The sequence below is a fragment of the Acidobacteriota bacterium genome (assembly GCA_028874215.1).
Classification (GTDB): Bacteria; Acidobacteriota; UBA6911; order RPQK01; family JAJDTT01; genus JAJDTT01.
The window spans coordinates 16,160-32,815 of the sequence record JAPPLF010000034.1 but is presented as its reverse complement, the minus strand read 5'-3'; the positions used below and the strand labels follow the sequence as shown (position 1 = coordinate 32,815).

The window sequence follows — 16,656 nt, the reverse complement described above, 5'->3', positions numbered from 1 at the left end:
ATCAAGTCTCTTCCCAGCGTTCCGTGATCCGGCCCGACTCGGGATCCTTCAAGATGAGCTTCAGGCGTCCATCCGGCATTCGCTCCCGCTTTACAACGAGACTCCCTCCCAGCGTCTCGGCCACCGCGCCGCCGGCCGGCGCCTCGCGAATTCCACGCCAGGGATCCGGATCAACGGGCTCCCACCGTTTGGACTCGGCGGAGCGATAGCAGGCGTCGATGACTGCATTGACCACGTAGCCGTCATAGAAGGTCTCCCGCGGGGAGCGTCCAGCCTCCATGGACCGGAACATGTCATCGAACATGCGGCCGAATCCCAGTTGCTCCACCTCATCGCCCACGGGAAATGTCCACCCGGCCTCGGCCTCCGCCTTCTCCGCCACGTAGCCGGCCCCTCCCTTCGAGGAGTAGACCTCGAACCCGGTCCTGAGGAAGTGGTTGAGCCAGATGGTGCCCTCGGTTCCCGAGACTTCGTCTCTCAGGTCCATGCCCCCGCGAAAGGTCCAGCTCACCTCGAACTGACCCAGCGCCCCGCCGTCGAAACGGATGAGCGTCACCGAGTTGTCCTCGCTCTCCACCGGATGGACCAGGGTATCGGCCCAACACAAGACCTCCCTGGGGTAGACCTCCTTGCCCACGAAACTGCGGATGATCTCGATGCAGTGGCAGCCCAGGTCGACGATGGCGCCCCCGCCGGTCCGGGAATGGTCCCAGAACCAGGCGCTGTGGGGCCCCGAGTGGGCCTCCCGGGAACGGACCCAGAGAATCCGGCCCAGGGCGCCCGACCGCACCGTTTCCACGGCCTTCAACGTCTTGGGGGTGTAGACCAGGTCTTCCAGATACCCGGCAAACACGCCCGCCGCCTCCACCGTCTCCAGTATGCGCCGGGCTTCGGCACCAGTCCGGGCCAGTGGCTTGGTGCACAGGACCGCCTTGCCCGCGCGGGCGGCCAGCTCCACCGCTTTCAGGTGCAGGTCATTGGGAAGCCCAACCACCACGACCTGGGTTTGGGAATCTCCCACGGCTTCCTCCAGGTCCGCCGTCCAACGGGGAATGCCCCACCGGCGCGCGAATTCCCGGGCCCGCTCCAGCCGCCGGGAATAGACCGTCAGAACCTGTTCCCGGCCCCTGCGTTGCAGCGCCTCCGTATAGAACCCGCCGATGAGGCCGGTCCCCAGCATGGTGATGCCGGTCATCGTCTCGATTCGCCTCCTTCGGCCTCCCGTTTTTCGCCGGCATGAGGTTGCACCGGTCTGGCGGCAAGAGCCCTGGCCCGCTGCAGCAGGCCGTTCAACCGGGCCGCATCCGGCCAATCCGGATGATAGTGGAGAAACTCGGCCAGCTCTCCAGCGGTCGCCGCATAGTCCTTCCGATACCAATAGATGTCGGCCAGGATCAACTGGGGTCCGGAATGGTGCCGGGGGGCGAGCTGCTTCGCCCGATTGAGGTGTTCGACCGCCTTTTCGTGACGCCCCAGTTGATAATAGGTCGTTCCCAACTGAGCGTGGGCCAGTGGGTCCTTTTCCTTCATCCGGACGGCCCGAAGGTTCATGCCCAGCGCCTTGTTCGTCTGGTTCAACTCCAGCAGGACCGCGCCCAGATTGACCACGGGCGGATAGGACTCTGGAGAGTGTTTGAGGGCCTGGCGGAAACAATGCTCGGCCCGGGGGAAATCCCGGGAGACGTAAGCGATGGTCCCCAGGCGGTTCCAGGCCTCCGCGTATCTGGAATCGATCGCGACCGCCTTCTCCAATTCCTTGACCGCTTCGGCCGACTCTCCTTTCTCCAGTTTCTTCAACGCCTTCCGGTACGCCTTCACGGCCTTCGAGTCCACCGACAAACGCGTCGCCGTGACCGTGGCCATGGGCTCGGCCAATGCGGTAGGTTCGAACACGAAAGTGGCCTCGATTCGTCCTTTTTTGTCGGCAAAGGTGGGCCCGACGTCCACGGTACGCTTCATCTCGCCCATCCCCGGAACCAGGATCGCCATCTTGTAGGAGGACTGGGGGAGCTTCTTGATCCGGAACCGACCATTCCAGCCGGCGAGGGCCCTTCGCCGTAATGGGAACCGCACCGCCTCCAGGATCACAACGGGGGCGCTTCCACGGAAAGATCCTCCGTCCGGCAGCACGATCCGGCCCCGGAGCTCGTACGGACCCTCGCGAGCGGTCTTCTTGGATGCAGCCTGTAACGTTGAAGGGACCAGACCGGAGAGAACCAGCAATGCGATGGCTGGGAGTCTGCGCCGTAGAAATGATCGTAGCGCCAAGGAACCCCCTACCTGATGATCCGGGCCATCACCAGAGCCGCCAGAAGTCCACCGGCGAGGAGGTCCGCAAAGACCAGGACGATATACCCGGTGGAGAAATGCCACCAGTTCCAGTTCGGGAGATGGCACAGGACTCCGGCAGTCAAGAGCAGGAGAACCACGAATCCCACCCGTCCCCAATAGCCGCCAATTCCGGCCCTGCCCAGCAGCAGGGAGATCAGGAACGCTCCCAGGACCTGGATGCCCATTTGGGTGAACAGGGGCCGGACCATGGATGTCATTCCTCCGGGATGAAAGACGACGAAGGCAAACGGACCCCGCGCCCTTTTCTCCGCGGCTTCTTCGTCCTGCCCGCCCGGATAGATGTAGATGCCGGACTGGGACGCATTCTGCGTGAGGACCGAAGCGACGGCGTCCTCGTCCCGGAATTCTCCGAAGACCCCCTGGTGAAAGGGGAGGATCGCCCAGTAGAGGACTCCCCAGACGAACAGCACGCCCCCGCCGGCCAGAGCAGCCTTGATCACCGCCCGATTGATTCGGCTCATGGTTCGTTTCTCCTTTCAGAAATGAACCGGCGAGAGTCTCTGGAGCCTGGGAGCCTGCGCGGCATTCCGGCCCTGCGAATCGGGGAATGCGCCGGCTACGACTCGAGAGTTTGCGTCCGTCCCGTCTCCGCCGCCCGGTAGAGGCCGAAGATGGTCCTGAGCACGCTCAGACTCTCTTCGGCGCTCTTTCCCGAGTCTCCCGAGCCCTGGGCACAGTCCACCGCGGCCTGGATGATCCCCAGATAAAAGTTCGTCCCCCGGCTGTACGAGAAGGTCTGGATCCCCTGAGGCATCCCCTCGAGGGTCAAGTACCATTCCAGCGGCTGCTGCGCCGTCAGGTCGAACCGGAGCCAGCCCTTCTCGCCCCAGATGGCGATGTGACTGTGGTATCCGCGGTCCAGGTAGTAACCCGAGTGCATGGTGCCCACCATGCCGCTTCTGTAGAGGAGGCTGAGCACGGCGGCATCCTCGATATCCACCGGCTGGCCCCCAACGTTGCTGGTGAAGCCCGCCACCTTGTGCACTCGATCTTCGGTGATGTACTGGACCAGGTCGAGCCAGTGGATTCCCAGCCAGATCAGGTGTCCCCCGCCGGAAAGGGCCTTCTTGGAGACCCAGGAATTTTGCGTCCTGGGCCGGGTCAAACGGGTCTGGTCCGCCACCATGTAGACATCGGCGCTGAAGAGCTTTCCCAGCTTTCCGGACTGAACCAGTTCCCGAGCCTTCTGGACCGGAGGAGTGAACCGATTGGCCATGGCCAGCATCAGGCACAGGTTCCTGGACGTCGCCAGATCCGCCAACTTCCGGAAGTCCTCGATTCGGACACAGGATGGCTTCTCGCACACCACGTGGGCGCCGGACTCCAGGGCGGCCTGGATCCGCTTGGGCGCCATGTGCGCCTCCGTGGTCACCAACACCAGTTGCGGCTTCTCGGCGGAGAGCATTCTCCGGTAGTTCCGGTAGGTCTTGAGCTCCGGATAGCGCTCCTTGAGGATCTCCCCGGCGTCTTTGAAATGGCGTCCGGTGGAGTCGGCGATGGCCACCTGCTTCACTCCCCGGCAGGTGGCGAACGACCTCATGTAGTGGCTCAGGTGGGGTCCCCTGTGCTTGGTGATGATGCCGACGCGGATGTCTTCGGACATGGCGAAATCTCCTCTGGGTGTCCTCTATTTCAGTTGGATGGCCCGGCCGCTCCGGGACGAGGCATAGACCGCCTCCACGACCCGCTGGGCGGCCACTCCGTCCTGGATGGTGATGGCCGGATCGCGGTCTTCGGCCAGGGCCTCCGCGAACTCGGTTAGAACCTGAACGTGGGTGCTCTCTTCGAACTCGAACCTCTCCTCACCCTGACGGGTGGACAACAACAATCGTCCCCGGGAAAACTTCTCATGCAGCGGCGAGGACTGGAGGATGCCCTCCGTTCCCACGATCTCGATCATGGAGTTGCGGTCCTCGTCCGGGTCCCCACTGCTCCAGTGGGCGGTGACGACGGCCTGGGCGCCGTTCGCCATGCGCAGCAGGGAACTGGCCGTATCTTCCACGGCATAGTCGCCCGACAGCACGTCGGTGAAGGCGGCGACCTCGATCACTTCGCCCAGGAAGAAGCGCAGCAGGTCGATGGCGTGAGACGCATTGTCCATGTAGGGACCGCCTCCGCTCAACGCCGGGTCCTGGCGCCACGCCTCCGGGTTGGCCAGGCTCCGGCCTGAGAAATTGACACGCGCCGAGGTGACCTGCCCGATGGCGTCCGCTTCCAGGAGCTCCTTCAGCTTGCGATGCCTGGCGTTGAAGCGCTGGTAGTAGCAGGTCATGAAGGTGATCGCCGCCCGCCGGCAGGCTTCCTCCATTGCCTCGCCTTCGGCAACGTTCAGCGCCAGCGGCTTCTCGCACAGGACGTGGCGTCCCGCGGAGGCGGCGGCCAGCGTATCCGGCAGATGACGGGCCACGGGAGTCGCCACGTAGACGGCCTCGACTTCGGAATCGGCCAGCAGATCCTCCAGCTTGTCGTAGCCGCGCCTGGCGCCGTGCAGGCGGGCGAATTCCCGGGCTCCCTGGAGGGTCGTCCGGGTCACCGCCGCCAGCTCGCTGTGGGGACATTCCCGCATGGCCGGCGCCATCACCCGGTGCGCGATATCTCCGGCGCCTATGATGCCCCACCCGACTTTGGGGATCTCCGGCATCGTCCTCTTCTCCTGGACCTCCTGAATCACGGCTATCAGGAATAGGCCACCGTCCGGCTGGCCTCTTCACGAGCCGCATCGTAGGCGGCGAAGACCACCCTCAGTGAATTCAAGCTCTCCCGGGTGGTGATGGGAAACGGGCCCAGCCCGCGAGCGGCATTCACCGCCTCTTCCATCATCAGCGTGTAGGTATTCGGTTCCTGGGGGTAGTAGTACGATCGGACCTTGCCCGGGGCGTCCGGGTGCGTGGAGTACCAGGTCATGGGGGGACCGGCGGCCAGGTCGAACTGGAGCCAGCCCAACGAGCCCCAGAACTTGACCAGGGTGCTGTATCCCTGGGGCAGATAGTAACCCGTGTTCAGGGTTCCCACCGTTCCCTGACCCATCCGGTAGGCCAGGACGGCCGAATCCTCCAGGTCGACCGGCTGGTCGCCGACCTTCTCGGCGAATCCGGCAACCTCGGTGATGGTGTCTCCGGCGATGTAATGGGCCAGGTCCAGGTAATGGATTCCGTGGTAGATGAGCTTGCCGCCGCCGGCCCGCTCGCGGGACGCCACCCATCGGGTCCAGTAGGAAGGCTTGGTCAGACGGGTGTGGTCCGCCACCAGGTGAATCGACGTCCCATAGAGCTTCCCCAGCAAGCCCGATTCCACCAGCTCCCTCGCCTTTCGGGCTGCGGGATTGGTCCGGTTCGTGAGGCCCAGCATCAGCTCCAGATTCTTGGATTCGGCCAGGCGGGCCACCTTTTCGAAATCGGACAGGCGCACGCAGCCCGGCTTGTCCGTCAGCACGTGGGCTCCCCCCTCAAGGACCGCCTCCACGACGGGGGGCGTGTGTACCGGCTCCAGGGCCATCAGCACCAATTGGGGACGAACCTCTCCGATCATCCGGCGGTAATCCTTGAAGGTCTGAAATTCGGAGGCCCGGGGTCCCAGGTACTCGCGGCCCTTCTCGAAGAATTCGCCCGACTCGTCGGCGGCGGCCACCATCTCGACACCGTCCAGGACGCCCAGGGTCCGGGTGAACCAGCTCAGGTGCTGGCCTCCCGGCTCCGTAATGATCCCGACGCGCACGGACTCCGCAGAGGACTCCGCCAGGGCTGTTCCGGACCGGAGGCTCCGGGCGGCCTCCAATCCCAGCAATCCTCCGCCGGTGGTGAAGGCGGTCTCCTTGAGAAACTGTCTGCGATCCATTCCTCGATTCCTTTCCGTTGACAGCCCGTGGCAAAAGTCGTCACGGACTGTTAAGCGCCTCACGCCGAATCCACGGATCCGAAAGTTCGCAGTAAAGCGTACCAGCCCCCGGCGAAAGTCGCCACGGCCGCAAACCGATCCCGGCCGGGCGTTCTTCCGCACGTCATTCGGGGAGACGGTCAATTGCCGGCCGTCTCCGGCGGCGACATAATGGCGCTTGAAATGACCCGGATTCAGGTGGCGACCTATGACGGTCCCGGGACTTCTCCGCGTATCCGCACCGTACCGAGGCCGGCGACGCCCCGCAAGGCGGCGCTCATCCGGATCGAGGCTTGCGGCGTCTGCGGCACCGACCTGCACATATTGAAGGGTCATTGGCCCAAACCTCTCCCCTGGCCCCTGACCCTGGGCCACGAATTGGCGGGCGTGATCGAGGAGATCGGTCCGGAACTCGATTCGGATTTCATGGGAGAGCCATTGGAAACGGGCGCCCGGGTCATGCTCCCGCCGCTGATGCCTTGCGGCGAGTGCTACTACTGCGTCCACTATCCGGCCCAGGCCAACAAGTGTCTCCAACCCACCTACTACGGCCGCTACATCCCCTTCGAGAAGCCCCCCCATCTCTGGGGCGGATGGGCCGAGATGGTCTACGTCGACCTGGAGATGTTTCCCGCCACCAAGATCTACCGCCTGCCCGAGGGGTTGTCGTCGTTGCGGGGCACTCTCTCGGAGCCTCTCGCGTGTTGCGTCCGGGCCCTGAACCGGGCCGTCTCGGCGGGCGGATTTCGCTCGGGCGACACGGTGGTCATCCAGGGATCGGGTCCCATCGGCCTGCTCTGCCTGGTGGCCGCTCAGGAGATGGGAGCCGGACGGGTGGTGGTGGTCGGCGCGCCCGAGAATCCGCGTCTGGCCCTCTGCCGCCGCTTCGGAGCCGCCGGCACCGTGTCGTTGGAAGAACACCCGGAGCCTCGATCCCGAATCGAAGCCGTTCGCCGGCTGGCGGGAAGATTCGGAGCCGATCTGGTGGTGGAGGCCAGCGGGCACCCGTCGGCGGGCCCGGAAGGGATCGAGATGCTCCGGGACGGGGGCACCTACGTCGAGATGGGTCAGTTCACCGACGCCGGCTCCATCGAGACCAACTGGCACCGCATCTGCTCCAAGGACATCACCATACTGGGGAGCTGGGCCTTCACGGCCAACGACATTCCGCTGGGCATCCGGATGTTGGAACGGTGCCTGGACCGCTATCCGTGGGACCGGATGCAGGTCCTCTTCCCGTTCAGCCGGGAGGGGATCATGGCGGCCACCGAAGCCGCGTCCGGGATGCGATGCGTCAAGGCCACCATCGTTCCCGGTTTGGCGGCGGCGTAGAGTCTTCGCCGGTTCCCCCTCCCCCTCCGATCCGGCTTGCCAGCATGCACGGCGGCGGCGTAATCTCAGGCTGACGTCATTCCCATGAACCCGCCTTTGGAGGAGACCGGCCCATGTTCAACCGGAGATGGTTCCTGACCCTATTGTCGACCTCGCCCTTCCTGGCCAATTTCCGCCCGTTGTTCGGCAGATTGAACAATCGAGACTATTTTGCAGAACTCGGCGTCCGTCCCATCATCAACGCGGCGGGAACCTCCACGGCCCTTTCGGGCAGCTTGATGCGGCCCGAAGTGATGCATGCCTGGGAATACGCCACCCGGAAATTCGTCAACCTGGACGAACTCCACGACGCCGTGGGCGAGCGGATCGCTTCCCTGGTCGGCTCGGAGGCCGCCCTGGTCAGCGCCGGGGCCGCCTCGGCCCTGACGCTGGGCACGGCCGCCTGCATGACCGGGAAAAACCAGGAGTTCATCCGCCGCCTCCCGGACACCTCCGGAATGCGCGACGAGGTCATCATCCAGAAGTCGCATCGATTCGTCTACGACCACGCCGTGCGAAACTGCGGGGTCCGGATGGTGGAGGTGGAGACGGCGGAAGAACTGGAGGCAGCAGCCGGTTCACAGACGGTCATGATGCTGTTTCTCAACCTGGCCGACGAGAAGGGCCAGATTCAGGCGGCCGAGTTCGCCGGGCTGGGCAGGAAGCTCGGAATTCCCACCTTCATCGATTGCGCGGCCGACGTCCCACCCGTGGAGAATCTCGGCAAGTTCATCCGCATGGGGTTCGACCTGGTCACCTTCTCCGGGGGCAAGGCGATGCGCGGTCCTCAGAGCACCGGGCTTTTGCTGGGGCGCAAGGACCTGATCGCAGCCGCCAGGCTCAACGGGTTGCCCCATGCCGACAGCATCGGCCGGGGCATGAAGGTCAACAAGGAAGAGATGCTGGCCATGATGGTGGCGGTGGAGACCTACCTCGAGCTCGATCACGAGAAGGACTGGAAAGAGTGGGACCGGCGGGTCGAAACCATCGCCAGGAGCGTCGAGAAGATACCGGGAACCCGGACCCGGAGGTTCGTCCCCCCCATCGCCAACCATTCGCCTCAACTGCACATCGGATGGGACCGGTCCCGGGTCCCGGTCCACCGGGACCAGGTCGTCGAACAGCTCCGCGACGGGGAGCCCTCCATCATTGCCCGTCCCTGGGAGAAAGAGGAACTGGAAGTCCTGGTGTGGACCCTGCAGCCGGGAGAGGCGAAGATCGTGGCCCGGCGAATCGCCGAGATCCTGAAAGCGGCGGTCTGAGAGGAGTGGGACCCGGAAGAGAGGTCCCTTTGCGGGTTTCCCTGGAACTTTCGGACATCCAGCCGGTGATGGATCGGGAGAGAACCCGACGGTTCAGATCTCCGTCAGACGCTGGTCCGAGTCGCCGAAGTGCTCCAGGTGGACGTCGAACTTGTCGAGCAACGACAAGTAGAGGCTGCACATCTTCCGGTTGGGCCGCTCCCGGTAGTCCAGGATCCGTCCCCCCTGAATCTGGCCGCCACCTCCGCCCAGGAGCACCACCGGCAACTGAGTGGCGTCGTGCCGGCCTGTGAGCATGCTGGAGCAGTACATGAGCACCGAGTTGTCCAGCGCCGTCCGCTCTCCCTCCTGGATCTGGTCCAGCTTCCGGGCGATGTAGCCGTACTGCTCCAGGAAGAATTGATTCACCCGCAGCCATTTTTCGTTGTTGCGGTGAGACAGCTCGTGGTGGCCCACGTCGACGCCAAGGTGGCGAAACAAGAGGTAGCTGTGGTCGTTGTTGAGCTTGAGGGTGCAGACGCGGGTGGCGTCGGTCTGAAATCCCAGCACCACGATGTCGCACATGAGCCGCATGTGCTCTTCCAGATCCTGAGGAATGCCGTCGGGAGGACGCGGCACGTTGGGCTTGTCCAGGGTCGGCCGCCAACCCTGCAACTCGCCCTTGTTGCCGGACCGCTCGATGCGCTGCTCCACCTCGCGCACCGAATTGAGGTACTCGTCCAACTTGTACTGGTCCCGCGAGCTGATGGACCGCCGGAAGGAGTGGGCCTCTTCCAGAACGGCATCCAGCACGCTCCGGTCTCCGCGCTCGACTTCGTCCTTGAACAAGCGGTCGAAGGCCAGGGCCGGATAGAGTTCCAGAGGCGTGGGCGCCGTGGGCGAGCTCCAGGAGATGTGGGAGCTGTAGAGCATGGAGTAGTTCTTGTGGATTCCCGGATTGGACCGCTCGCAACCCAGGACCAGGCTCGATACCTTCGTCGACCGTCCATAGCGCTGGGCGATGACCTGATCCACGCTGGTCCCGGAGCGGATTCCCCCTCCCGACTCCAATGGCGCTCCCGAAAGGAGGTTGCCGGTCTGGGAACTGTGGATGTTCCCCTTGAGGGCTTCTTCGTTGTAGAGGCCCTGGACGAAGGTCAGCTTCTCGCGGAAATCGTTCAGCGGCTCCAGCACCCGGCCCAGCCGCATTTCGGATCCTTCTCCCTCGGCCCACCAATGCTTGGTGTGAAAGCCGTTGCCGGAGAACAGGACGGCGAAGCGCAGCGGCGCCTGGTTTCCGCCGTTGACGGCCGCCTTGGTTGCGGCGCCCCAAACGGGCAGCGACTCCATCCAGGGCAACGCCATGGTGACGCCGACCCCACGCAGGAAAGTCCGACGAGAATGTTGCTGAATCTTCATGATGCGCCTCACTGGTCCAGGTCCAAGGGTCTTGGCCGCGATTTTAGCACAGGAACCCGCGAAAAATCGCCGCCGCGGAATACGACCGGCGACTCATCCCGCGGAGCGGAATTCACCTTCCGGCCGGGGCTCCAATCCCCCCTCATTCCAGGTTTCCCGCTCCCGCCGAGCGGGCCAGTTGCAGCTCCCGGCCCCGGATCTCCCGGAACTGCCGGCTCCGGACGATCATGTCGACGGCGACCGAGAAACGGTAATCGTTTTCCGCCATCCGGTCCCGTATTTCGTTCAGGAGCGGCTGATCCGAGAGTTGGACCTCGCGGCCCACGGCGTAACCCAGAAGCTTGCGGTAGAACTGGCCGAAAATGGCGTCCCGCCGTTTCCGGACCAGGTAGTCCCTGAGTCCGGACAAGCCGTCGATCTCGGTCCCGTCCGGCAGGGTGGTCCGAGTATCGATGACGCGCCCTCCCAGATCGTGCTGGCGGCGGCGCCCGATGGCGTCATACCCCTCCAGGGCGAAACCGAAGGGATCGATCTTCAGGTGACAGCCGGAACACTGGGGGTCGCTGCTGTGCCGCGCCACGAGCTCCCGCACGGTCAGACCGTCGGTGGCGATCTCATCCGGGGGCAACTGGGGCACGTCTTGGGGCGGCCGGGGAAGCTTCTCCCCCAAGAGGACCTCGCTGACCCAGTTGCCCCGCAGAATCGGGCTGGTCCGCGAGGCGCCGGACTGCCGGGCCAGGGTCGTGGCGAAGCCCAGGATTCCGCCGCGGCCCTGCGATCGGACCCCTTCCACCCGGCGCCAGTTCTCCCCCTCCACGCCCTCGACTCCGTAGAAGCGGGCCAGCCGCTGGTTCAGGAAGGTGTGATCCGAATCCAGCAGAGTCAGCAGCGAGGCGTCGCGCCGAAACAGGTCGGTGAAGAACCGGATCGACTCCTCGTACATGTCCGTCCTCAGATCGTCGAACTCGGGAAAGTGTTTCTCGCTCTTCTCGTCCAGGGTGTCGAATTCGTGGATGTGCAGCCACTGGCAGGCGAACTCGGTGGCCAGGCGCCGCACTCGCGGGTTTTTGAGCAGGCGCCGGGCCTGTTGGGACAGGACCTCGGGGTCTTGCAGGCGCCCGGCGGCAGCCAGAGATCGGAGTTCCCCATCCGGAAGCGACGACCAGAGGAAATAGCTCAGCCGGTTGGCCAACTCCCAATCGGAGACCGGACCGCCGGGACCGGCGGGCGCCTCTTCCAACCGGTACAGGAAGGGCGCCGAGACCAGCATGCGGGCCAGCGTCAACCGGAACGCCTCCTCGTGGTCCATCTCTTCGTGGCGAAGCCGGCGATAGAGGCCGCGCAACCGGTCCTTCTCATCGCCGCTCAGGGGACGCCGATAGGCCCGGGGGGCAAAATCGACCAGGGCGTCGAGCTGGACCGGCTCGTCCCGGAGGAGACGCTTACGGAAGTCGGCGGCATCCCGGTCGTAGAGACGGCGCAGCGGAAGCACGGCCTCGTACTGAGTCCGGTCCTCCAGACCGTTCCCCTGGAACGCCTCCTCCAGCAGGTCCAGGGCCAACACCCGCTGGAACGCGCTGTGGCTGACGTAGTGCAGCTCGTCCCAGAGCCGGTCGAGCCGCGCTTCCTCCTCCGGTTCCAGCATGAGCCGTGCCAGGTGGTCGTCCTCCCGGTAGAAGAGGTTGATGGTGAGAACCTCGTCCACGGGTACGATCTGGTTGTAGCAGAGGGTGGCCGGAAACAGTTTCCGGTGTTCGTCGAACGCCGCTTCCATGCTGGCCCGTATGGGACTCTCGGAAGCGATGAGGATGGGCTTCAAGAAGGAGACGGCCCGGCTCTCCGAGAAGACCTGCGTGACCCTCGAGAAGGTGACCATGACCTGGCTGGGAAGGAGACTGGTATCTGCCGCCGCGGCGCCGGGCGCCAGGTCGACCTGAACGCTGCCCATTTTTCCGGTCTGCTCCTCCAGCACGGCGGTGGTGACGAAGTCGTAGCCGGCAGCGAGACGGCCCGGAATGCGGATCTGAATCACCGAGGGCGCCTGGACACAGAGCGAGTCGGCGTCGACGGCCCGCCCGTCCGGATGCCTGCCGAAGAGTCCCGGGTCCAGCCCCCATTCGGAGGTGTCGTCCGCGGCCCCTCCATCCAAGGCTTGGGCGAGCCTTTTCACGTCCCGCAGCAGAATGTCGGGCCGCCCGTGCGCCGCCAGGCGCGGCCGTTGCCAAACCACGTAATCGTGATCGTTCCCGTCACCGGCATCCCCCACCACCAGCGAAAAGACCAAGTCCTCGGGCTTGCGGCCGTCGGCGAATTGCGGCACCGAAAAACAGACCCGTTTTTGAGTGACCAGAGGATCGACCGGCTCCATCCAGCGGGAGGGGCCCCCTTTCCGTCCGATGAGACCCACGGGGCCGAAGGTCCAGAGGCCTCGCTGCCAATCCCTGATCCGGCTCGCCAGCGACGGGACGTCCTCCAACCCGGCACTCTGCCAAGCCGCCCGGAGATGGTCCAGCAGGAGAGTGGTCTTACGGTCCGCGAGATGAGTCCAAAGCAGATTCAGATACTTGGCGCTCAGACCACGTTCGCGGGCTACGGTCCGGACGCTCTTCCGGCCGCTTCGCAGGGCGTCCCGTTCCGAGAGAGTGGCGGACAAGTATTTCTCCAGAGGCAACCGTCCGGCCGATCCGATGCGGGTGTCGCTGTGGACGGCGAGGTTGCCGACGGCCGAACCGACTCCGAAGTCGGCCGTCTCCACGTACTCTCCGTAGAGACCGCGGATCCGGCCCAGCACCTCGTCGGTCCAGTCGCGCCGTGTGCTATGGGGCGAGAAACGGAACCCGTCCGGCACCAGCACCGCGTGACCGGCGATCTCCTTCCCGGCGTCCAGGTACTTGCCCAGGAGCGCCGGCGACATGACCAGCGCATTCCCGGTGTTGGTGAACCCCTCGCCGGCCGCACTGTCGGTGGGGAACTCCCGGGCCGGGTCCAGATCGATGCCGGTCAGGTCGCGGACGGTGTAGGTGTACTCGGCGTTGTTGAGCCGTCGCAGGACGACGGGACCCGGATCACCGGCGTTGGCCAATGACTCGGCCTGGAGGTAACGGTCCACCCAGTCCCTGAGATGCTGCTTCTCTCCGGGCGCCGGCTGCTTGGCGAACCCGGGGGGCATCTCGCCGTTGTCCAGCATCTCGATGACCTTGAGCCAGGACTTGGTGCCGCCCCTCACGTCGGCCAGGTTCGCGAACTGCTCCAGGTCCAGCTCGCCCACCTGCTTCTCGGTGGAGTGGCACGACAGGCAGTACTGTTGCGTCAGAGGCCGGATACGGTCCCGGTATTCGACCGCCAGCTCCCGGAACACATCGCCGCCGGTCTCGGCGGCGGGGGTCGCCGCCGCAGAACTCCAGAGGACCAGCAAAGACACCCACGCAAAACGTCGAAAGAACGGCATAATTCCCTTGCCTTCCCGGAATCCGGGGACCCCCGGCGTCATGTTCGGACGGTCCGGCTCCGCGGCCACCGGACTGTGGTTTAGAAGTTTACTGCAACGACGGCTGGTTGTAACCCGTCCTTCGACGCCGCTTCACGCCGTGAGATTCCCGCCTGCCGCCCTGACCAACGATGTGCCGGCCCAGCTCAACCAGGATACAATGGCGCCGTAGCGATCCAGGCCGAGCCGGACGAAAGGAAGCCGTGGCCGCACCAACCGACGAACATGACAGCACCGGCGCCAGCCGCACCGCCGAACTCGCGGCGGTGAGCCGCGCCCGGCACCTGCTCCGGCACCGGAAACCCCATATCTTCGAAGATCCGTTCGCCATCCACCTGTTGGGAAAGCGGTGGCGAAGAATCGTAGCGTCGCGTCTCCTCGACTGGGTGCTGGCGACGATCGTCATGAACAAACTGGTGCCCATCAGCATCCAGCAGTTGACCCGCGCCCGGTTCGCCGAAGAAACGCTCGAGACGGCGGCCGAAAACGGCGCGACCCAGTACGTGATCCTGGGCTCCGGCTTCGATTCCTTCGCCTTCCGCCGGCCGGACCTGGATCTGACCGTATTCGAAGTCGACCGGGCGGAGATGATTCGCCTGAAGGTGGAACGGCTGGCCGCCGCGAATCTGGAGATTCCCGCTCGTTTGCGTCTGGTTCCCTTCGACTTCGAGAGAGGCGACCTCCGAAGCGCGCTGACTGCCGCCGGGTTCGATCTCGGCGCACGCTCCTTCTTCAACTGGATGGGAGTCACCTACTACCTCACCCGGGCGTCCATTCTCGAGAATCTGGATCGGCTGGCGGAGATCGCAAGTTCGGGATCGGAGATCGTCTTCGATTACCTGATCGCGGCCGAGTGCGTGCCGCCGGAAGACCGCGATCTCTTTTCCCGGCTGATGGCGTTCGTGGAGAAACGGGGCGAACCCATGATTTCGCGCTTCGACCCGGCCCGCGTGGGCGCCATCCTGAACCCGCGCGACCTTTGGGAGATCGTCGGCAACGACTCGCCGGCGGATCACCACCGCAAGTATCTGGAAGGACGAACCGATCTTCCGCCTCTGGCCCCCATCACCTGGTGCCTTCACCTGAGAAGGAGCGCCGCCGGCCCGAAGCCGGCGTGAGAAGGGGAAGAAATTCCTCGCCCTCCGGCTATCGCAAGTGGGCGATCTCGATTCCGCCCCAATGTTGGTTCAGGTACTCCGCCACCAGCCGGCGATGGCAATGGTGCGGTCGGTCCTCGCTGCACAGGAGGCAACCGTCGCTCAGCACATCCTTCGGCGTCGTCGCTTCGATTCGCCGCTGGCGCATCAGTGCGATGAAACGCCTCTCAAAAGTGCCCCAGCGAATGGTCTTTTTTCGATACGCACCCAACAGCTCCCTGGTGGGGGCGAGGCTGGGCAGATGGACTTAGTCCGTCCCGCAAATTTCGCCGAGGAAGTAGGTCAGGTCGTTTTTCTTGGCGAAGCCGGCGAGTTGGGAGGTATTGTGGATCCGCACGTCTACGATCCGCCGGGCACCCGACTTGCGCAACAGGTGAAAGAAACGCTTGGCGGGTTTTCTGGTGAATCCGATGGTGGACAACTTCATTGCATTGACTCCGCGAAAGTGGCGGCCAGACTCTTGTCCCTGAAGCCAATGCGCCTCACTTGGCGTTCAACGGCCTCGGCGATCATCACATCCCTGTGAGGTTCAGTCTGGCGAATCAGAGGGCCCTCACGCGGAAGTACGAGTTTGATCAGACGAGTCATCGCTTGGTCGTGCGACTCCAGGCTGCCGTCAGCATGAATGTGGTCGACCTCGACGCTCCGATTGTCGAGTTTGCAGGCGACGAGCAGCGTCCGGTGGCATTCGAGCGGCTCTTTCTCCGCGCACATAAGTGCTATGCGGTGTCTGGCGGCTCCGTCAACGACGCGTGCAAGTCCACGTTTGAACTTCCCGGTTGCGGCGACTCGATCGAAAACGATACGTCCCTCTTCGTCGTAACACTCGAAGTTGTCGGACCGGCCGCCCAATTCTCGTCCCAAATATACGTATCGGAACCCTTTTTCCTTGAGGGCGGCGGCGAACGGTTCCCGATTGAATTGCGGATTGAAGCGGCTGTACGGTGCCGAGCGGACGTCAGCCAAGGCATCTATCCGGTGTTGCCGCAATAGCTCGACGAAGCCCTCGATCTCGTGGTTGGAATGGCCGATGGTGAAGACCTTGCCGTGAATCTGGTGCATCGGGCTGCTGTCAATCAACCTCGAAAATGGTCGCGACCAGCTTGTAGCAGGAGTCCTGGTACGGCTCTTCCAGACTGATCGTGATGTAGCATTCTCCGAGTTCATAGGTGCCGTCCAATTTCGAAAGATACTTTCTCTCGTACCTGGGATCGGTGACCCAGAGCGCGTATTGCGTCTCCGCGTGCCGGAAACGACCCTGAACCCGCCGCTTGTTGTTTCCGAAGGCCTCGCCGGGCCGGCACACGACAAGCTGCAGACGGTCAATACGGATAAGTCGTAACGAATCGGTAACTGGAGCGATCGCCGAGACCGGGATCTTGTCGTTCCGGCCCTTGAACGTACTGTATCCGTCGACCCAGAGTGGGGCGGTAGTATCTACGAACGTTGGTAAATCGATCGGCGTAAGGCGGCCCGCTTTCTCCCAGTAGCACTTGGGATCGAGCAACCAGTTCTCAGTCTGATGGTCCTGCGGGCGATGTTCCAGCACCGGAATATCGATAATGTCCAAAACCTGCGGATCGCTGCCGTCAACGTACTGCCGCTCGTACTCGGACACCCCCTGACTCTCGCGATCGCTCACCGGTCGAACCCAGGCGCCGACTCTGCGGCCCCCGATCCACTCCCGGCCGGCGACGCACCGTTCCGCCAGCTTCCGAGAGTTCGCCAGGCACACGACCCGTTTCACAGGCATAGC

Annotated in this window: 13 protein-coding genes and 1 pseudogene; 3 read left to right on the top strand and 11 right to left on the bottom strand. The window is 64.1% G+C overall.

What is annotated here, in order from left to right:
• Position 1 precedes the first annotated feature (1 nt).
• The 6 genes from OXT71_06695 to OXT71_06670 form a co-directional block, all read right to left on the bottom strand.
• A complete protein-coding gene (locus OXT71_06695) occupies positions 2-1,195 on the bottom strand; it encodes a Gfo/Idh/MocA family oxidoreductase (GenBank protein MDE2926069.1) in 1,194 nt (397 codons plus the stop codon).
• On the bottom strand, positions 1,192-2,268 hold the full coding sequence (locus tag OXT71_06690) for a tetratricopeptide repeat protein (GenBank protein ID MDE2926068.1): 1,077 nt from the start codon (positions 2,266-2,268) through the stop codon (positions 1,192-1,194). Before OXT71_06690 ends, OXT71_06695 begins: the two co-directional genes overlap by 4 nt.
• A gap of 8 nt (positions 2,269-2,276) precedes the next feature.
• Entirely contained in the window at positions 2,277-2,813 is a 537-nt protein-coding gene (locus OXT71_06685) for a hypothetical protein (protein ID MDE2926067.1), read from the bottom strand.
• A 95-nt stretch (positions 2,814-2,908) separates the two neighbouring features.
• Complete coding sequence (locus tag OXT71_06680; GenBank protein ID MDE2926066.1) at positions 2,909-3,955, bottom strand: Gfo/Idh/MocA family oxidoreductase; 1,047 nt, start codon at positions 3,953-3,955, stop codon at positions 2,909-2,911.
• Between the two features lie 24 nt (positions 3,956-3,979).
• A complete protein-coding gene (locus tag OXT71_06675; GenBank protein ID MDE2926065.1) occupies positions 3,980-4,993 on the bottom strand; it encodes a Gfo/Idh/MocA family oxidoreductase in 1,014 nt (337 codons plus the stop codon).
• Positions 4,994-5,028: 35 nt separating this feature from the next.
• Entirely contained in the window at positions 5,029-6,186 is a 1,158-nt protein-coding gene (locus OXT71_06670; protein ID MDE2926064.1) for a Gfo/Idh/MocA family oxidoreductase, read from the bottom strand.
• A gap of 222 nt (positions 6,187-6,408) precedes the next feature.
• On the opposite strand from OXT71_06670, the gene OXT71_06665 reads away from it, so the two are divergent.
• The gene (locus tag OXT71_06665; protein MDE2926063.1) at positions 6,409-7,557 is read left to right on the top strand and encodes a zinc-binding dehydrogenase; all 1,149 of its coding nucleotides are present in this window, start codon (positions 6,409-6,411) and stop codon (positions 7,555-7,557) included.
• 113 nt (positions 7,558-7,670) lie between these two features.
• Positions 7,671-8,858 (top strand): selenocysteine synthase, encoded by a 1,188-nt coding sequence (locus OXT71_06660; protein MDE2926062.1) that lies wholly within the window; start codon positions 7,671-7,673, stop codon positions 8,856-8,858.
• Between the two features lie 93 nt (positions 8,859-8,951).
• On the opposite strand, the gene OXT71_06655 is transcribed toward OXT71_06660, so the two are convergent.
• Both OXT71_06655 and OXT71_06650 read right to left on the bottom strand, forming a co-directional pair.
• A complete protein-coding gene (locus OXT71_06655; GenBank protein ID MDE2926061.1) occupies positions 8,952-10,256 on the bottom strand; it encodes a DUF1552 domain-containing protein in 1,305 nt (434 codons plus the stop codon).
• Between the two features lie 142 nt (positions 10,257-10,398).
• Positions 10,399-13,704, bottom strand: a complete 3,306-nt coding sequence (locus OXT71_06650) for a DUF1592 domain-containing protein (GenBank protein ID MDE2926060.1) — start codon at positions 13,702-13,704, stop codon at positions 10,399-10,401.
• A 242-nt stretch (positions 13,705-13,946) separates the two neighbouring features.
• On the opposite strand from OXT71_06650, the gene OXT71_06645 reads away from it, so the two are divergent.
• A complete protein-coding gene (locus OXT71_06645) occupies positions 13,947-14,861 on the top strand; it encodes a class I SAM-dependent methyltransferase (GenBank protein MDE2926059.1) in 915 nt (304 codons plus the stop codon).
• 28 nt (positions 14,862-14,889) lie between these two features.
• Here the strand turns inward: OXT71_06645 and OXT71_06640 are convergent.
• The 3 genes and pseudogenes from OXT71_06640 to OXT71_06630 form a co-directional block, all read right to left on the bottom strand.
• Positions 14,890-15,327, bottom strand: a pseudogene (locus tag OXT71_06640) (DUF488 domain-containing protein).
• On the bottom strand, positions 15,324-15,980 hold the full coding sequence (locus OXT71_06635) for a DUF488 domain-containing protein (protein ID MDE2926058.1): 657 nt from the start codon (positions 15,978-15,980) through the stop codon (positions 15,324-15,326). Before OXT71_06635 ends, OXT71_06640 begins: the two are co-directional and overlap by 4 nt.
• On the bottom strand, positions 15,973-16,653 hold the full coding sequence (locus tag OXT71_06630) for a hypothetical protein (protein ID MDE2926057.1): 681 nt from the start codon (positions 16,651-16,653) through the stop codon (positions 15,973-15,975). Before OXT71_06630 ends, OXT71_06635 begins: the two co-directional genes overlap by 8 nt.
• Positions 16,654-16,656: the final 3 nt, after the last annotated feature.